Source organism: Oscillatoria sp. FACHB-1406 (assembly GCF_014698145.1).
Classification (GTDB): domain Bacteria; phylum Cyanobacteriota; class Cyanobacteriia; order Cyanobacteriales; family Spirulinaceae; genus FACHB-1406.
The window spans coordinates 1-18864 of record NZ_JACJSM010000031.1; the positions used below are offsets into that span (position 1 = coordinate 1).

Annotated in this window: 14 protein-coding genes and 1 pseudogene; 4 read left to right on the top strand and 11 right to left on the bottom strand. The window is 49.8% G+C overall.

Translation table 11 applies throughout. From position 1 onward, the window contains the following. From H6G50_RS21795 to H6G50_RS21805, 3 genes and pseudogenes are all read left to right on the top strand, one after another. A pseudogene (locus H6G50_RS21795) lies at positions 1–135 on the top strand (photosystem II D2 protein (photosystem q(a) protein)); the annotation flags it as partial. A gap of 785 nt (positions 136–920) precedes the next feature. After that, positions 921–2984, top strand: a complete 2064-nt coding sequence (locus H6G50_RS21800) for an iron uptake porin (RefSeq protein ID WP_190721309.1) — start codon at positions 921–923, stop codon at positions 2982–2984. 170 nt (positions 2985–3154) lie between these two features. Beyond that, positions 3155–3589: an Rrf2 family transcriptional regulator gene (locus tag H6G50_RS21805; RefSeq protein ID WP_190721310.1), complete on the top strand. Its 435-nt coding sequence runs from the start codon at positions 3155–3157 to the stop codon at positions 3587–3589. A gap of 35 nt (positions 3590–3624) precedes the next feature. On the opposite strand, the gene H6G50_RS21810 is transcribed toward H6G50_RS21805, so the two are convergent. From H6G50_RS21810 to H6G50_RS21845, 8 genes are all read right to left on the bottom strand, one after another. Beyond that, on the bottom strand, positions 3625–4560 hold the full coding sequence (locus H6G50_RS21810) for a hypothetical protein (protein ID WP_190721312.1): 936 nt from the start codon (positions 4558–4560) through the stop codon (positions 3625–3627). Positions 4561–4572: 12 nt separating this feature from the next. Next, the gene (locus tag H6G50_RS21815; RefSeq protein WP_242032941.1) at positions 4573–5664 is read right to left on the bottom strand and encodes a peptidoglycan DD-metalloendopeptidase family protein; all 1092 of its coding nucleotides are present in this window, start codon (positions 5662–5664) and stop codon (positions 4573–4575) included. A gap of 5 nt (positions 5665–5669) precedes the next feature. Then, positions 5670–6005: a hypothetical protein gene (locus H6G50_RS21820; protein WP_190721316.1), complete on the bottom strand. Its 336-nt coding sequence runs from the start codon at positions 6003–6005 to the stop codon at positions 5670–5672. A 94-nt stretch (positions 6006–6099) separates the two neighbouring features. Beyond that, positions 6100–6681 (bottom strand): hypothetical protein, encoded by a 582-nt coding sequence (locus tag H6G50_RS21825; RefSeq protein ID WP_190721319.1) that lies wholly within the window; start codon positions 6679–6681, stop codon positions 6100–6102. A gap of 160 nt (positions 6682–6841) precedes the next feature. Beyond that, positions 6842–8383: a hypothetical protein gene (locus H6G50_RS21830; protein ID WP_190721321.1), complete on the bottom strand. Its 1542-nt coding sequence runs from the start codon at positions 8381–8383 to the stop codon at positions 6842–6844. Then, positions 8358–9125, bottom strand: a complete 768-nt coding sequence (locus H6G50_RS21835; RefSeq protein WP_190721323.1) for a hypothetical protein — start codon at positions 9123–9125, stop codon at positions 8358–8360. The genes H6G50_RS21830 and H6G50_RS21835 overlap by 26 nt, the downstream gene beginning before the upstream one ends. Positions 9126–9149: 24 nt before the next feature. Continuing rightward, complete coding sequence (locus H6G50_RS21840) at positions 9150–9596, bottom strand: hypothetical protein (protein WP_190721325.1); 447 nt, start codon at positions 9594–9596, stop codon at positions 9150–9152. Between the two features lie 913 nt (positions 9597–10509). Next, positions 10510–11673, bottom strand: a complete 1164-nt coding sequence (locus H6G50_RS21845; protein WP_190721327.1) for a GuaB3 family IMP dehydrogenase-related protein — start codon at positions 11671–11673, stop codon at positions 10510–10512. A gap of 56 nt (positions 11674–11729) precedes the next feature. On the opposite strand from H6G50_RS21845, the gene H6G50_RS21850 reads away from it, so the two are divergent. Continuing rightward, complete coding sequence (locus H6G50_RS21850) at positions 11730–11918, top strand: hypothetical protein (protein WP_190721329.1); 189 nt, start codon at positions 11730–11732, stop codon at positions 11916–11918. 438 nt (positions 11919–12356) lie between these two features. Here the strand turns inward: H6G50_RS21850 and H6G50_RS21855 are convergent, their stop codons facing one another. From H6G50_RS21855 to H6G50_RS21865, 3 genes are all read right to left on the bottom strand, one after another. Next, positions 12357–13034: an alpha/beta hydrolase gene (locus tag H6G50_RS21855; RefSeq protein ID WP_190721331.1), complete on the bottom strand. Its 678-nt coding sequence runs from the start codon at positions 13032–13034 to the stop codon at positions 12357–12359. A gap of 345 nt (positions 13035–13379) precedes the next feature. Beyond that, complete coding sequence (locus H6G50_RS21860) at positions 13380–17633, bottom strand: 3'-5' exonuclease (protein ID WP_190721332.1); 4254 nt, start codon at positions 17631–17633, stop codon at positions 13380–13382. Positions 17634–17889: 256 nt separating this feature from the next. Further along, positions 17890–18783, bottom strand: coding sequence for an ABC transporter permease (locus tag H6G50_RS21865; protein WP_190721334.1), 894 nt, complete (start codon positions 18781–18783; stop codon positions 17890–17892). Positions 18784–18864: the final 81 nt, after the last annotated feature.

Sequence of the window (18864 nt, forward strand, 5' to 3'; positions counted from 1 at the left end):
CCAGAATTTGAAACCTTCTACACCAAAAACATCTTGTTGAACGAAGGTATGCGGGCTTGGTTGGCTCCCCAAGACCAACCCCATCAGAAGTTTGTATTCCCTGAAGAAGTCTTACCTCGCGGTAATGCTCTGTAAGCACAATACTTTCTAGTTGATGGTTTCGCCTCCACAGGAGTGGGGGCGATTTTTTTTAGGCTGCTTTCTTGCTGAAGGTTGTGTTATTGTAAGTTACAGGTGTTTCAGCATTGGATTGAACGCCTAACTGGGACGATGTACTGCAAAATTCATTCTTTACAGGAGGTGATGCCCATGAGCGAGAGTAGTAGTAAATTTAAGGGTCATCAATTTGGAGTTAACCGGCTGCGTGCCGGGGCTGTACTATAACTTTTTGAAATCTTCCTCGCTTCTACCGACCAGTCGGAAGTAGCGAGAACCTGTCTGGGAGACATTGAAGTTTTTAAGGTTATAGTTCCTCCCGGCAGTCAGGTGCCAATTATGAAGATCCGCTAGACCGCTCTTACATCGAGTGCTACGACTGTTTCTGTCGGGTATCGAGTAAGAGCGGATAGTTTTTAAGGGCGGACTCGGACGCGATCGGTGATTAAAATTCTTAATCAGAAGTTAGCGGGAAGCGCGATCGCTACTAACCTCCCCCTCCTGTCGAACCCTAGAGTTTCTAAGCTTAGCGGTGTAAAAGAAAGAAATTCTTATCAAAAAGGTCTGTCAACCCCGAATATTTGAGAGCGCTCCTTCGGCAAACTGGACTTATAATTAAATGGAGAACTCGGTTACTTTGTCGAGTAATGAGTTATCATTGTCGGCGAACACTTCGGTAAGTTATGCGATCGCCGATTCAGGTGATGTATAATACCGAGTGAAATCGACAGAAGCCATTTAGAGCAAGGTGTGAGGAAAAAAATATGTTGAAATTGCTCTGGAGATATCAACTGATTGGTCATGCTGCTTTAGGAGCAGCACTGGCAGTCTCCTCTGCGGCAGTAGCAGCAGAAGGCAACGCGGCGCTACAACCGGAAGCAGCACAAAAAGCTGCCGAAATCGAGTTGAGCGACGCTACTAAGGCTAACCTCAAAGAAGTGAAGGCAGCCGAAGTAGTTCCCGTAGCCCAGCAAGATACGACGACAGAAGCGAAAGCAATTGAAGCTTCGCAGCCTATTGAAAACGCTGCACCGAAATTACCGGTAGCAGTTGCCCTTTCTAACGAAGTTCGCCCGGAAACCAACGCAACCGCAACCAGCAGCGTCGAGCAAATCGCTCAAAACGCTAACAATGCGGAAATTTTACGGGAAATCAATCTCTACAGCAACGAAAACCCAGCCGCAGGTCAAAGCCTTCAAGGCGCTTCTAAATTCCGCGACGTTCGTCCGACCGACTGGGCTTTCCAAGCGTTAGACGACTTAATCAAGCGCTATGACTGTCTCGTCGGTTATCCCGATGGAACCTTCCGAGGCAATCGCCCCTTGAGTCGTTACGAGTTCGCAGCCGGTTTGAACGCTTGCTTAAACCAAATCGAACGTTTGATTGCAGAAGCAACCACCGACTTTGTAACGAAAGAAGATTTAGAAACTCTGCGTCGTTTGATGCAAGAGTTTGAAGCCGAACTGGCAACGCTCGGCACCCGCGTTGATAACCTGGAAGCACGTACTGCTTTCTTGGAAGATCACCAATTCTCCACGACCACCAAGTTGAGTGGGGAAGTCATCTTCGCGCTCACCAACAACTTCGGTAACGATCGCGGTCTGAATAATACCCTAAGCAGCATCGGCGAAGCAGCGTTTGGAGATCGCGTTCGTTTGACCTTCAACACCAGCTTCACGGGTAAAGACCGTTTGGTCACTCGTCTTGCGGCTGGAAATTTACGTTCTTTCACGGGCGGTTCGCTGCCGTTCCCAACGGGTGGCAACCCAGATACCACTGGTACTTATGAAGGAACTCAAACCTTTAACCTGCAACCCAGCGAGAACTTCGACAACAACGTAAAAGTTGACTGGTTAGCTTACTACTTCCCGTTTGCAGGTATCAATACCCTCGGCGTGAACAACTCTTACGTTTACGTTGCGGCGACTGGTGGGATTTGGAGCGATATTGCCCCGACGACCAACCCCTACTTTGAAGACTACGATGGCGGTAATGGCGCGTTATCGACTTTTGCTTCGGAAAACCCAATCTACCGAGTTGGTGGTGGTGCTGGGGCAGCAATCAGCTTTGGCTTTAGCCCCCTCGAGTCTGTTATCGGACCGAGTACGGTAACGTTAGGTTACTTAGCAGGTGAAGCGAATAACCCAGGGCAGAGTCGAGGCTTATTTAACGGCGACTACGCAGCCTTAGCTCAAGCTAACTTTAACCTGTTTGATTACTTTGCAGTTGGTTTAACCTACGTCCACGGTTATCACGGTTACGGCAGTCCGATTTATGGAGCAGGTTCTACTGGAACCTTTAATGATTCCAGTCAGTTTGTTTCCAACTCGGGCGTTGTTGGCAGTTACATGGCTAATAATCCTTTGTTTCAAGCAGATCCGGGTAATGCCCTTGGTGGCGGAGGCTTGGGTATCGGTGCAACGGTTACAAACTCTTACGGTGCGGAAGTTGCTTTCCGTCCCTTTAGCGGTATCTCTGTCAGCGGTTTTGTAACTAAAACGGATGCTACGCTGATTAACCTCGGCGATGCCGACATTTGGAGTTGGGGCGGCGGCGTTGCTTTCCCTGACTTTGGGAAGCAAGGTAGCGTTCTCGGTTTCTTCGGTGGCATCCAACCGACCCTGCGCGGTATTAACAGCACCTCGCCACTCTTCAGCCGCGACACTTTCCGTATGGATACCGGCTGGCACGTTGAAGGCTTCTACAAGTACCAAGTGACGGATAATATTTCCATCACTCCCGGCGTGATCTGGTTGACTCGTCCGAACCAAAACAACAACAGCGAACCGATCGTCATCGGTACGCTCAGAACGACCTTCAAGTTCTAAGTTAAACCTTAGCTGAACTCAGCTAAATTTATTTGAAAAGCTTACCCTGCTTAAGAGCGGGGTTTTTTTTTGCGGAATTAAACCCCTAAAACTCCATAACTCTAGTGGAGAACCGGAGTATACTGGATCCGATTGTATGTTCTGTTCACCTTAAAGGTTGCTAAAAGTCTGTGGAACTGTCTTGTAAGACGGAATATGCCCTACTCGCGCTCATGGAGTTAGCCAGTCATTATTCGAGAGGCGAACCGTTACAAATCCGCCAAATCGCAACGCAACAAGGAATTCCCGATCGCTACCTCGAACAAATCCTCGCTGCATTGCGGCGTGGGGGGTTAGTCTTGAGTCAGCGGGGGGCGAAGGGCGGCTATATTTTGGCGCGAGAACCTTGGAAGATTAACTTACTCGACGCGATCGCCTGTTTGGAAAGTTTAAACTCTCGCAATAAGTTAGAGACACTCTGCCAAACAGTAGAGGGCGAAGTTCTCACTCAGGTTTGGCAGGAAATCCGCGATCGCACCTTAACCGTCTTGCAGCATTACACCCTCCAAGATTTATGCGAGCGACGGGATGCGCGCGCGCAAGCAGCTATCATGTATTACATCTAAAGGATCGTGAATAGTAAAGAGAAAACGGCTTAGAACTAACTTCCGGAAGAAGGGATTTCAGCATTGGCAGCGTTATTGCCTAATTCGCGTTCTAAAACTTTCCGAATCGCTTTCGCTCTTCGTCGCTGGTCGTAGGCGACGCACTCTTCATCCGTAACGGGGCGATTTTCGCGGCGACAAATCCCGATCAATCCCGTTGCTTCCCGCCCGCCAGTCCCAAAAGACTGGACTCTTGCGTAAGTAATCGCCTCGATTCCTTGTAGCCCCTTCTCCCTCGCTTCAGACAACTTGTGGGGAAAGCGTGGAAAGGTGCGAGGATTGGCTTGATTGGCTAAATCGAGCGTATTGAGCAAAGCTTCCTTATCCTTCAGGTCGATTCCCGCTAAGAGTAATTCCTTCGCCGCCCTCGGTTTGAACTGACCAATATAGCGATCGCAACTCTCATCCGCACCATTCACGCCCGACGTGCGATTTTGATTCGAGCAGTAGCCAAAATTCCGCACGCCATTTCCAGGATCGGTATGACCGTAATACAGCGAGGTCAACTCCCCCGATACAGTTAAATTCCCCTCGGCGTGACCGATCGCGCGGCGAATCAAATCTTGAGAAACCGAGCCTAAAAAAATCGTCTCCTTCACCCGCTGCGTCGCCCGATCTGCTAAACCTTGCGTTGCGTTCAAGGTGGGAGGATAGAGCGAAAACAGTCCTAAAGCACCAATCGAACCCCATGTCAAGATGCGCCAATCAAATTCGTCGCTGTGTCCGTACTTGCGGCGCAGTAAGCCCAATCCCGCGACAGCGACAGCGCCGTAGATAAAACCTGTCGTTGCTCCCGAGGCGATCGCGCCGGGAGCTTTCCAAGCGACGCAGCCCAGTTCTAATAAAGGAATTTTCGGACAATTAATCGTACCGAGTTGAACCGCCGCTCCTAGGGCTGCGCCGACTAAACCACCGAGTAAGATTCGCTTCATCTCAACTTCTGTCTAGGGATTGTTCGCCCCATCAACGGTGCGATCGCTGAGAACTACCCCCTTCGCGCGAGGAAACTCCGAAAAATCGAGAACTTCGAGGGGATCGAGCCACTGATTCGCCATTCCCTTCGCTCCGGGTACTGCATTATTCTGCCAGCGTAACTCGAAGTGTAAATTCGAGGCTTTCGTCTTGCCCGTCTTGCCCATCAAAGCAATCTGCTGCCCTTGACGAACGCGATCGCCGACGCGCACCAACAACTTGCTATTGTGACCGTAAACGCTATACATCCCGCCGCCGTGGGCAATCTGAATCGCCATTCCCAATCCATACTCGTCTTCCCCTGCGAACACCACTTCGCCTTCCGCCGTCGCCTGCACGGGCGTACCCTCCGCATTCGCGATATCGACACCGCAATGCACCGAGCAGGTTAAATGCTTTTGCTTATCCAGTCCCCGCGTCAGCGTACCGCGCGCGGGCAGAACAAACAGCGGTTTAATTCCTTTGGGTTTTGAGTTCTGCTCTCCTAAAATCGCCAACTTCAAGCCGGGGTTTTTTTCGCTCGGCGTTTTTCCCGTCAGCGTTCGCTCGACTAATTCCGTCGGCGGTATAACCGAGCGCGGTTTCAAGCGAACATCGACGTGCGCGCCCGAACCAATCCCTGAATTGCCGCTCTTGGCAATAACGTCACCCGTTTTTGCGTTACCGCCCTTACAATCGGACAGATGGAGCAATTGCACGATCGTGCGATTGGGAAGCGCGTACTCTCCCACCAATCCGCCGCCGTTAGCATCTTGCCAGCACTTAACAGTCGTATCCGCGATCGCGTGGAGCGGGGTTCCGACGGGCGTTCCTACATCAATTGCCGGGTGATAGCTGGAACAAGTTGGGCAAGGCTTAGTGCGCGGTCCGTAACCGCTCGTCACCCGATAGCCCGCGATCGCATCTCCCACCTTCGGCGTTTTATTCCAATCTAAACTCAGCTTTGCTTGCTGGCTTGGCGAGCGCAGCGCTGGAATCGGGAATTGCGCGAAAAAACGCCCGAAAGGACTGACTTTGATCGCCCGATTGATATTCGGTTCGACTGTCGAGAGTGCCAGTCCCATCACGATTATTGCGGTGAGGAAATCTCCACGTTTGAGAGCCGACTCTCGTCGCTTGATTTCCCAGTATGGCGTGTCAGCCGATGTGAATCTAAGTAATTCGTTGCTGGAGGGGGGACGGTTTGCCATTGCTCGGTTTGAGAAAGGACAAGACTTGGGGGCGTTTCTCTTTCCTGGAGAGAAACGACATTATTAACCAATTTATTGGTGTCATTTGCGACTTTTTGCGTGCGATCGCTGAAACCGATCGCAAGGTGGGCTGGAGTCAGTCCCGTTAGCGAACAGTAAAACCCAAATACAGCAATTAAAATTGCAACAACGTTGCTCGTTCTAAAGCTAATCATTGTAATCGTCGTCAGATTCGAGAATTTGACCGAACTCGATTGGGGAGTGAAAGATCGAAAGCTAACTCTCCCCAACCTTCCAATTCCCCATTACTTACTTAAGAAACTGCTCGATCGCTTGTTGAGCTTGGGGATCTAATCCATTTGCCGACATCCCAGCTTTCTGTTCGGTCGGGACAGCCGAGCGATCTGCCACTTCCAACAATCGAGAAGAAGCGCGCATCGGAGCGCTTTCCACGGTTGCCGCTGCTGTCGTCACGGGCTGTCGGGCAGCAGGAGTGGTTAATTGTTCTTGTTGGCGCAACTCGACTTCCACCGCTGCAATGCCCGGTTTCATGCCTTTCCAAGTTGTATTCAGCGCGCGACCGACGCTATTACCGGCGCGATACTCTAAATTCGAGTTTTCCGCGATCGGGGCGGGGAAAAGCGCGCCTCGAATCGCGTGAAACCCAAATCCTAACGTCAGGATCGGCAGTGCAATCAAACCGACCAAATAGACCGAGCCGTGTAGCTTATTGCGCCACCAAGCTTTAACGGCAATTTTCTGAGCGGCGACAATACCCGAGGGGTCGAGCGAAAGAATCTCTTCAGCTTGCGCGACGGCATCTTGTCGGGCAATTTGATAAGCTTCCCAACTAACGAGGGCGTTCCCGCGATCGGCGGGAGAAGCATCCATTGGAGGAAGGTAATTATTCCGCCTACTGCTGTATTTGTTACCCATATCTTACTCCTGAAGGTGCGTATCGATATAAAAACGAACGAGAGGGATAAATTCCCAAACCCCACCCAGTCCTCGAAGATCTGGTGCGAGCCTGGTTACTCGCGTAGGGTAGCATTCAAACAAAGCGATCCAACTCATCTAGACTGCGGCGGTCTTCAATGAAGTCTCGATATTCATCAAACATCCTGTCGTGCATGATGCTAGCATCTTCCCATTGTTGCGAAGCACTTTTAACAATTCGCCAAATTTTGTAAATCGTTTCCTCTTTGTTCAATCCTTGCTGTTTGTAGCGGATAAATTGCGCGATCGTCTGCAAGCGTTGCGAAGGCGGTCTCGAGGTCGTCGCCGCTTGGAAGCTAGTTGTTTCGGGACGAGTACGCGCGAACGGCGCGCTATCGGTCGGGCTGAGGGAATCGATCGCGCTCGTATCGGTTCGGGGGGTGCGATCCGCGTCGCGAATCCCTTCGGGCGCGCGGGGGTAAAGGTCGCGCGGCGGCGAGGAGTGGGAGTGCTTCACCGCACTCGGAATACTTTGCAGTTCCGGAAAAGTTTCCAGTAAAACACGAACCTGCATCCATTCTGGCAGATGAATTTCGGATTGTTCGGGCATCCCGTAAATATCTTTGGTCAAACCCCGTAATAACCCGCGTCCCGAGGGCAGGGCGCGACCGGTCGAACTGCGCTCGGCGAATAAGTGAATTTGAACGAAATAATTTTCGAGCAGGTTTTGGACTTCCTCAGAAACCTGTTGCGGTCGCTCTTGACTGACTAAGATTGCAAACTCTTCCTTTTTTAAGGCTTCGGTCGCTGTCGATTTGATTAAGTTAAACGCTTCGGTTCGTTGCGAGGAACAATGGTAAGGATATTGCAAGCAATCTTCCCAAATGGTTGTTACCGGGTACTGAGGCGTTTGGGTAAGGCGTTCTTGATAGTCTCGCAAGCGGAGGTCGATCGCGGTGTAATTAAAGTTACTGCCATACACCGGAAAGCAAGGGGCCCAGGCATTCAGATGTCCTTGAGGATCGTTGACTTCTACTTCGTGCTTGACAAATAGAACCCGCAACAAAGCGATAAATTGCGCGAGTTCCGTTTTCCCCGATCGCGGTTCTCCCCCGATTAAGATCGGCGTAGCTTCGAGGAGTTGCAGAACCCAGCTTTGGGGAGAGTGGCGGAGCTTGTCGAATAACTGTTGTCGGCGTTCTTCAAAACTGCGAGGTTGCAGTTGCGTCGTTCGGGTTTCGAGGATTTCGGTCTCGAGGCTTGCCGACCAACTACTGCCTGCGGGCTTCGAGTCAACGGGCGTTTGCGCTGCGATTGAGGGGGGCAAAATCCCGCGCGGCTGAAACTCGACCGACTCCGTTTCCGGCGTTTTTCCAAATAGCATCCAAATCAAGCCGCCCGTCCCAAAACAGGCAAACATCACCGAAGAGAGGGCAAAAAAGCCACTCCAAGGATGGCGTTTTTCTTTGGCGGGCAGCACGATCGTGACGTTGCTTTCGTTGGTGTTAAAGGCTTCCTGGATCGAGCGGACGGCTCCCGAGAGGGTTTCTTCATCTTGAACTTTAAACTGAGGAATGGCAGCGAAGGCCAAACAAGCTGCAAGGAGATAGCTCCCGACGATCGCGCTCAGCTTAAGGATTGCGGGTTTTGGCATCATGGGGTTTCTCCTCAACTTCTACGCGATACTCGTAGCGATCGCCTAAACTTTTCAAGGCTTTTTCATTAATCCCCTCGCTGGTGTAGTAAAGGGCTAAATCTGACTCGAATTTTTCGGGGATACGCTTGATCAATGCGTCAATCGGAGCAACGGACGACTCCGGGGAACCTATCCGAGCTTCAGAGAGCGCGAGGTATTGGATCATGGCCCCGGCTAGAGCGGCGTTACGTTGGTTTTCCGGCAGCGTGAAGCTTTTTTCCATATCCTTGGAGAGCAATCGCGCAAAGCCTCGCAAGCAGACCTGTTGGGGGCGACCGTAGCATTCAAGCACTTTCGGATTGGTCATGAATTCCGAGGCTTTGCTGCGGTAGCGCAGCGCTTCATCGCCCTGAACTGTTTTCAAGACATATTCCAACCAGAGTTTCATCTGGGCGTAACAGTCCATAATCGTGCGGCCCGTTTCGGGGGCGCAGTAGTTAAGGTCGGTCAGCCAGTTGGGGTCGCGCTGGGTTACTTGAGGGCGTTTTAAGGTTAGCGTTAAGTCTTGAGGTTTGTCTTGCTGAAACACGGCCCAGGCTACGAGCATCGAACCGCCGAGCGCTGTTCCGCCGACGGTTAGGCAGAGAGCGGTCTTCCAGATGAGCGGGTTGATTTTCATAAACGGCCAGAAGCTTTGCTTGGGAATGACTGCCGATTGCTCTTGCTGCTGCTGTAGGTGCATCTGTATTAAGGGACTCCGCACGAATTAACCACGATCTATTGCGCCTTACGAATTGGGACTCCAGCAGCCCTCGGCGATTTGCGCGCCGATCGCGAGCAGCAGTCGCTCGAGGTCTTGTAGCGAAAACTCGATACAGGCGGCGAGCGCTTCGTAAATGGCCGGATCGTCGAGGCGTAAGTCGCTGTTGGTTTGTTCGATCGCCTCGGCCATCAAGTCTTCGGGGCGTTCTGCCGCCAGCCATTGACTCCAAAAGACGTACAGCGACAGCGCCGCGCGAAACGTATATTTGGAGTATTTTTCCATCCGTTCCCAATGCGGACCGTATTCCTGCTCGAGGGTTTGGGTGAAACGACAATCGAGAATCGAGCGGACGGCTGGCATTGAATGAGCCGCCACTTCCGCTGACGCTGGCGGGGGCAAAGGCGAGTCGGCTTCGGGGAATGGTTCGGCTTGCCAAGATGCCGCTTGCTGTTTGTAGTCGAGAGAGGTCATGGACGGTTGAGTTCGAGCGCGCGATCGCATTTTTTTTGCTCTAGACTTTAATCGTAAATAGTAACTTGTAAATTTATTCGCTAAGGATTAGCGAGTCTTTCTTTGACGCTTTTGTTTTCCGAGTCGATGCGATCGCTCGGATCTCTCAGAAATTATAATTCCTCAGCGTACCACGTCGATACTCTAGATGGGAGGCCGGAGTCAAGAGCTTGGGGAATTTGTAACATCGCTTTTCCGACCGCACTCTTGGCGCTGCGGCGGCGCTTTGGGCAACTCCAGTAACTCTGGTTTTACGACGGGGGGGTTCTCATCTTTGGCGAGTTCGCATTAGCGCGATTTATCGGGTGCAACTTAAGTATTTCTCTGCTCGAAGTAAATTGAAGTAGTGAGAGAGAAGATTGGGAGATCGATTCGGTTAATTCAGAGGGAGAAAATCGAAAAGGGAAGGAGAGATCGCTTCTCGATTACTTTAACCGGAAAATTTACTGTAGCAAGGCGCACATCTGGAGATATTGAAGCGAAAAGATGCGATCGAGAACTCGAAAAAAAGCCTCTGGCTGATTCAAAATTAAAAATTAAAAATCAAAAATGAAGAAACCTAGATATATTAGGGGTTTCAGCCTCAAGATATATCGTCCGAACTCGGAGAATTGGTTTTAGCCCCCCGAGTTTCGCCGCCTTGGAATACAAATTTGTCGATCGCGGCGAACCCGATAGATTAAAGCGACCCGATTGGGGGCTTGCTCAATAACGCTGAGAACTGAGTCAGCAAGAAGTACAGGCGGCTTGATGGCAATGTCATCGAGAGTCAAACTCTACGCCGACTCAGACTCAAAGATCGGGGAAGTCATGAGGAAAACCTTTCAATCGATGGCTACCTCAACCTTGTCAATTGTCAATTATCCAGCAGACCTTATTTACCCATCCCTAACTGTTGGGCTTTCTGATAGACTTTTCCTTCCGTCAGCAGCGAGGGCGCGATCGCGACTTCAACCTGCTGCATCTCCTTAATGTCCTTCGCCCCTAACGTCCCCATGCTCGTCGTCAGCGCCCCTAAAAGATTGTGAGTGCCATCGTCGAGGCGGGCGGGGCCGACTAAAATTTCGGCTAAGGTTCCCGTCGTTCCGACATTAATCCGCGTCCCGCGCGGCAAAACCGGACTCGGCGTAGCCATGCCCCAATGGTAGCCCCGACCGGGCGCTTCTGCTGAGCGAGCGATCGGCGAACCAATCATCACCGCATCCGCACCGCAGGCAATACACTTACAAATATCGCCCCCCGTCACGATGCCGCCATCGGCTAAAACCGGCACGTAACGACCCGTTTCCCGTTCGTAATCGTCGCGAGCCGCCGCGCAGTCAGCCACAGCAGTCGCCTGCGGCACGCCAACGCCCAACACCCCGCGAGAGGTACAAGCCGCCCCAGGACCGATGCCCACCATCACCGCCGCCGCTCCTGCTTTCATTAGGTTGAGCGCTACTTCGTAAGTCACGCAGTTACCCAAAGCGACCGGAATCGGCATTTCTTTGCAAAATTGAACCAAATCCAGCGGCGCGACGCTCTCGGGAGCGAGGTGAGCGGTTGAAACGACGGTTGCTTGAATAAAGAGTAAATCTGCCTTTGCCTCGGCAACCGTTGCCCCAAACTTAACCGCCCCGGCTGGAGTCAAGCTGACTGCCGCAATTCCGCCGCCCGCCTTGATTTCTTCGATGCGCTGTCGAATCAGTTCCGGTTGAATCGGTTTGGCGTAGAGTTCCTGCATCAACTCGACAAACTCGGTTTTCCCGACAGCCGCGATGCGCTCGAGGATAGGCTGAGTATCTTCATAGCGCGTTTGAATGCCTTCCAGATTCAAGACTCCCAGCGCGCCCAACTCCGACAGTAAAATCGCCATGCGAACGTCTACTACCCCATCCATCGCACTAGCAACAATCGGAATTTGACGTTCGATGTTGCCAATCGAGAAGCGAGTATCGGCGAGACTGGGATCGAGGGTTCGCTGTCCGGGGATTAAAGCGATTTCATCAAAGCCGTAAGCGCGTCTTGCGGTTTTTCCGCGACCAATTTGAATATCCACGTTTTTCGTTTCCCAAAGCTATTAGCTTAGGCTAGCAAATTTTGCTAATCCGTGGAATGGTTGAAACTCCTATCGTTGCGGGGACTGCTCGTTTTGCTTCGATCGCTCGCTTGGCTTCGGCAGAAGGAGCGGGGCAGTCGGTGGAGCCAGGAATCTGCGAAGAAAACGCGATCGCATCCCGGCTGGTTAGAAGTTATTTAGCCATAAGTTCATCGGGAATTAACACGGGATTACGGCTTTTCTGAATTCTTTCAGAGCCGCCCAGACTTATACCAATTCCCAATCGCGATGCACTAAATTTTTTGCTGTAGGGGCATAACATTGTTATGCCCTCTTCGGAAATCGGGCAAAATCAATGAGAATCGGTATTAGATTTTGTTCTGCCTTAATAACTCTTTGTATAGAAAGAAAACTTTAATTCAACTTGACTTTTGTAACATTTTTTGTTTGTGTTAGATACACCGCACGGGCGAATACCATTCGCCCCTACCAATCTAATTTAATTTTTTGCACCTCATCCATTTGAACAACGCTATATAGCAGTTTTCACGTGAGTGAGGTACACCCAACGGGCGCAAGCCTTGCGCCCCTACCGATTTGATTTTGGAATCCGTACCTCACGCTTATGAAAAACGCTATATAAACAAAAAAACGAGCGTTACTGAGTAACGGCGAGCGCTGTATTAACTGTTTGCTGCTGCTTCACGGATCGCTTCTAACACGACTTGTGGATGCGAAATCATGGGACAATGGCTAGAGGCTACCGTAGTAGTTTTTGCTCCCATGCGCTCGGATAATTCGCGCTGCAATTCCGGAGGAACGGATCGATCTTCAGTGGCTAAAATATACCAGCTTGGTTTATTTTTCCAAGCGGGAGAACTCGATTTGGCAACGGTTAGAGCGGCTGCGGGTGGGGTTTGGGTAACATAAATAAGGGCTTGTCTTTCTTCTGAGATGCCATTAGCAAAAACTTCTTTAACTCCTTCTTTAGAAATCCAAACAAATCCATTTTCCTCTTGGAAATGGGGTGAGGGGGAGCCATATTTACTCATTAAGTCCATCATTGATTCTCCCGTATCGGGTGCGAGGGCTGCGAGATAAACTAAGCCTGCAACTCGTTCGTCATTGCCAACTTCAGTAATGACAAATCCGCCCCACGAATGACCGACTAAAATACATTTTCCCTCAATTCTGTCTAAGGCGCGTTTCGTTGTTGCAACATCATCTGCTAAGGAAGTGAGGGGATTTTGAACGGTAATGACGTTATATCCTTCTGCTAAAAGGGCTGGAATTACGTCTTGATAACAAGTACCGTCCGCCCAAAAACCATGAACGAGGAGGATGTTTTTAATGGGTTCCATTATTCTTGACAATATACTAGAGTTAGCTAAGCTGCTGTTAGTGGAAAGTAGGTTAATTGGCGAAGATGGTGTGTTATACCAGTTTTCAGTCTTGATGCACTAAATTTTATCGGTAGGGGCAGCCACAATGTTATGCCCTCTTCGGGAATCGTGCAAAATCAATGAGAATTGGTATGAAAGCGGTGCGTTACGGCGCGCCAAGAATTTAATTTCTTTTTACGAAATTTAGCTTGCGCCTAACGCACCCTACGGGGGAGGTTAATGCCAAAAAATCAATCTCTTTTTGCGAAATTTAGCTTGCACCTAACGCACCCTACCCGAAAGTCTTTCTATCAGACTAGCACTTTAGGAAAAAGCGATCGCGATCGCTTTTTCTAGCCCCCGCACTCGTAGCATCAGACGCGGTGCAGAACCGTTGTAGAGTACAACCCCCTTATATCCACCCTTCAAATCTTGGAAATTAAGGCGTTCTCCGCCCTGACTGCGAATTGCCATTGCACCAAGGCTAATTTGCTGCAAGGGAATGTCGAGACGCAAGTATTGTTCGCTGCGGGTATCTACAATCGAGACTTGTTGCGTTTGCAGGGAAATTTCTATTTTTAAATGCTGCCACTGAAAGCGGCAAATTTTTGTCCCTTCCCAAGTGATGGGAAAATCCGGAGGCAAACCAGAAATTGTGGGGGCAGTTCTCGCCTTAACTTCGCGAACGGAAGCGATAGGGAGAGTGAGGGGAAGGAGATCGCAATTAATCCCCCATTGTTGAGATTTGGCGCGAATTTCGACTTCAATGCGTTCGACGCGCGCGAGGTGTCCGAGTTTGCGGAAGTGGGCTGCTTGGCGGGTTTTAGTCGCTAACCAGCGTTGACGCGCAATGGGGGAAGTCTTGAGGTAGCGTTCGTAAAATTCCAGGGTTTCGATTAGGGAACCAATTTTCTCGAGGGCAATCCCGACGTGCTGCATGGAAAGGTGTTGCGTCCAGTTGTCGGTGAGGATGTGTCGAACGATGAAGCGCGCGAGTAGTTGGCGGCGATCGCGGTCTAATCTATTCGAGGTTAAGGGAGAACGGGCGATCGCGGCAACAAGCCAATATTTTAAGCCTATTGCGTCGGCTTCCGGACTCAGTAATACGGGGAGATATTTTTCTATCGCTGCGGTTGCTTCTTCCCAATGCTGTTGTTGCAGCGTGTAGTTGAGATAGTATTTTAAAACTTTTTGTTGTTTCCGAGGAAAGGCGCGATCGAAACAACTTTTAACAGCCGCTAAGTCGTCCAAGTCACTGTAGGCAACTAAGGCTTCAAAGTATCGTTCTTTTATTTTTAAGGCGGGCGCAATTGCTCTCATCCATTCCACCGCGCGCGGGCGATTTTTTCGCTGCCACAGCATCAAAATTGCATCGTGCTGCTGGGCGCTTAGGAGATAGTTTAAACCATCGTTTAACCCCAGAATTTTCGCTTTAATGAGATGGTACTCTAGCTTTTGAGTGGTTTTAGCGGCTTCCCAAGCTTTCAGGGCGCGATCGTAATCTTTTGCTAAATAAAAACAATCGCCGACAATTTCTCTTTCGCTCCCTTCTTTCTCCGCCGTCAAACGATCGAGTAGTTCGCCCCAAGATTGCCATTGCTCGATAGGAATCGATCGCGCTTCGGGCTGGTGGATCAGTGCTTTAATTTGGCGAATAAAGCTCGCGATCGCGGCTTGCCATTGCGGTGAAAAATGGCGTTCTTCTCGTTGCTTTGCTTCTCCTTCAAGAAATAAGCTAAAATGTTTGAGACTTTGAAAATTGGCTTGCGGATGCGCCAGAAAGCGAGCCACTGCTAATTGGAATTTATCGGGGATAAAAGCGGCATTTTTGCCAAACTGTTCTTCAATCGCGAGTGCATCCCGCCAGTACATTCCGCTCCAAAAACAAATCCACGCCTGTTGCAGTTCTCCTTGTTTGACAAACTGCCATCCTGCCTCGAAAAAATTCCCCTCAAATTCTAGGGCAAAAGCTTCGCATAAGGCGGCGAGCTTTTCTTCTTTTAAGCGAAGATAAGCCCCTTGCGCGCGGCGGAGCAATTCGGGATTTTTGGTTTCTAATCCTTGCTCTAAAAAGGTTTGGGCGATTGTGGGAAAGTCGTCTGTTTTTAACAATTCTAACCCATCGCTTAATGAGATTGGGTGTAGTTTTCCATGCCAGCGATCGCGATTTTTTTTTACGGGTTTTCTTTGCAAAAATGTATCGATGCAGGCTTCATCGCTTGCCCAACGCCATAACTGGTTATCTCCCGTTTCAGTATCGATAATAAATAAGCGTTCTGTCGCTCGACTCGTGGCGACGTAAAGTTTATTAAGAAAGTATTTTTGAGCTTCGATTGTCTGTTCGTTTCTTTCCCAGAGATGCGGCGGACAAGCTTCTCCGAATTTGTAAAGAATGACTTGTTTGAATTCTAACCCTTTAGCAGCGGTAGCGCTTAAGACATTCCAAGGACAGCGATCGCCTTGGGCTTCAGTTAAGAGTTCGCATAAAATTTCATCGCGGCGCGCATAATCGATTTCTCCTCCTTCATCGCAGGGTATAATGATAATGGCATCCGGCAAGGTATACTTTAAGGTTTCTGCGGTTAAATTGACTCCTAAAATTAATTTTTGCGGTTTAAAAATGCCGAGTTTCCGGGATTGCTGCGGTTGAATATCGGGTAGATCGAATAGAACGCTGCGCCAAAGTTGAATGAGATTGTTAACGCCAACAATTGCCGGGATCGAGCGATAGTTATATTCTAATTCCGTAAAATTCATTTCGAGATTTAATTGTCCCGTCGGCGATAAAGCCGCGATCGCTTCGTTATAAAAGGCGGCTTTTAAGCTTTCCCAGCGAAAGCCCGTTGGATTTAAAGTTTGCAGGGGATCTCCGGCAAAGACAAAGGGCAGGCATTGAACGTATTGGCGTTCGAGATCGTACTGAGAAAAAGCAGAGAGACGCATAATTAAACGCAATTCTAAGGGCGTAAAATCTTGCGCTTCATCGCAAAAAATTGCGGTATAATCGGGACGATAGCATTTCAGTTTCAAGACGGTTCTAATTAAGTCTTGGTCGTCCCAAAGATTGCGTTTTTGGCAATAGTCTTTATACCAAGGCCATGCGGACTGATAAATGCTTTTAAATTCGGCTTCCGATATCGTTCGTTCTTTTTTCGGAATTTCGGCGTAATCTTCGAGTTCTAAGTAAGCCTCTCGTTCGTCGAAATGATACCCTTTAATAAAGGTACGAATTGCTTGCCAGCAGCGTTCTGGGGAAGAACGAACGCCGGTTTTTGAGTTTAAGAGTTGGCGAAAGCGATGAAAGGAAATGTAGTTTGCGCGGAGGAAACGATCGCGTTCTTGTGGGGGCAATAAATCGCGCAAAAAAGGGCGAAAGGTGCGGAAAAATGGGCTAAGATTGGGGAGAGCATCTAAGTGGGCGCGCCGCTCTAAAAAACGGTGATGAGTGCCGAGAAGCGCGGTAACTCGTTTTTTTGCAACTTCGAGCAAGCGATCGCTGTAAGCTAAAAACAAAGGATGGGGCGCGGCAAAATAATCCCGTTCTCCGGCACTCGCATAATCAAAATGGCGGTTGCAGTAGTCGGCGAATAAATGAAAAAGCAGCGTCGATTTGCCACTTCCAGCCTGTCCGTTTAAAAATAAAGGTAGGGAGGGTTGCGCGGTAGAAACGGCGTGAAGAATGGCTTCCTCTTCGCTAGAGAGTGCCAGATTAATTTCCTGTTCGCTTTGTAGCAGTCGCCAGCGGTCTTCATCAGCGAGGAAATAGCTCGGGTAAGCACGATAGGCGATGGGAGTTAGTTCTTCTAGGGTGAGAGTGAGGGGCAGACAAGTTTTATCCCCGTGGGGGCTATTATCGCCGCAAATGCTTGCGAGGACGCGATCGATCGCATTTTCGCAAGGCGCTTCTGTAAACGGGGCGAGAAGAAATAAAACTTGGCGCGGGGGGCGATCGAGGGTGGTAATTTTACGGTAGAGAATGAAGCAGCCGTCGCAGTCGTAAAGGTAAACGTCGCGGTAGGCGGTTTCTTTGCCCGAAGCGACGGTGTTATCGACTAAAGTTGAGATCGCGCGGTAGTATGTTTCCCAATGCTCCTGAATTTCCGCCGTTGCAAATCGTTCGATCCACTCCTGACTTTCGCACACAAGGCTACCTTTGCGATCGATAATCCAGTCAGGACGTTCCAACCAGGGGCGTAAGGATTCATCCAAGGGCGGAGTAGAAACAGTTTGAAGTTTAGAAGGCTTGGCTTTTTGCGCCTTTAGCCAATCTTGTAAGTCGCGTTCGTCTAATGGACTTTTGAGAGCGCGATCGCGCAAAAAAATCTCGTAATCGCGATCGCCGCGTCTAAATACCGTCAGCCAGCATAGCACTTGTTCGTCGCCAACGCGCTGCACCCGCGCGATTAAGCGTAAATTGCCTTCCTTGCGCTTGAGGTAGGGATAAAGGCGCTGAAACCGAGAAAAAGCGCGATCGAGCGTCATTTCCTCCAGTTCGCGGCAGAAATTCTCGAAATGCTCCCCTAGACTACTTTGTTTGCTCAGTTGTTCTTCAAAAGTCCGACTGCGATAGACATACATTTATAAATTATGAGTGATGAATGATTGAGTTATGAGTTATGAATGCTGAATGCTGAGTTACGAACTACGAACTACGAACTACGAATTACGAATTACGAATTACGAACTACGAATTACGAATTACGAATTACGAATTACGAATTACGAACTACGAATTACGAATTACGAACTACGAATTACGAATTACGAACTACGAATTACAAATTAGCGTAGGGACGCTCTAAGCGAACGCCCCCAATCTTCCTAGCTGAATCCTCTAAGCAAAGCGACGGCGTAGGAGGGGTTGAATAAGCAGCAGAATTGCAGCATCAAAAGCCAGCAAAACGATGAGGACAGTTGCAAAATTTAGGCTTCCCCAAGGCGCTTGCATAACAGCGCTTCCCAATCCCCAATTACTGTTGAGGTACAAATACCGAATCGGTTCGATCGCGTAAGTGAGAGGATTAAAAGAAGCAATCCACTGCAACCAACCCGCCATAAACCCCATCGGTGCGAGGGCGGTACTTGCAAACAACAGCGGGAGATTCGTCACAAAAATAACGGCAATCAGTTCGATATGTCCCGGTAGGGCAAAGGCTAAACCGAGACTTAAAGCCGTTACACCGAGGACGATAAGGAAGACAATCAAAGAAATTGCCCCCAAGCCTGCCAAACTCGGCAAACCCGCACCCAACAACGCACTCGCCGCAATAATAACAGCGGTTTGCACGAAAGCCAGACTGATGATATAGATAGTGGAAGCGGCGACAATCGAGTAACGAGTCGAGAGGGGAGCAACCAACAAGCGGTTAAGGAATCCGAATTCGCGATCGAACATTACCGGCAAACCCGCATTCAGCGCGCCAGAAAACGCCGTAAAGACAATCACTCCCGGCGCGAGAAACTTACCGTAACTCATATCGCCCCCTAAAAATCCTTGGGGCGCATTGGCAAACAGCGCGCCAAACAGCACCAACCACATAAACGGTTGAATTACGCCTGCAATCAAGGTTGAGGGACGACGCTGAAGTTGGATAAATAGGCGTTTGGTTAAAGCCAAGGTTTCTTGGACAAATTCGGATAAAGCATTGCTTTTATCGCCCAACTGTGCATCACCAGAGGGGTTGGGCGCGAGACTATTGAGGTTGGATGGAATAATCGACTGACTCATGCGAGCGAATAAATATTAAAGCAGAATGAACATCTCTGTTAGTAGTGTAGATCGGTTTTCGGGTGAGGGGCGCATCACCCC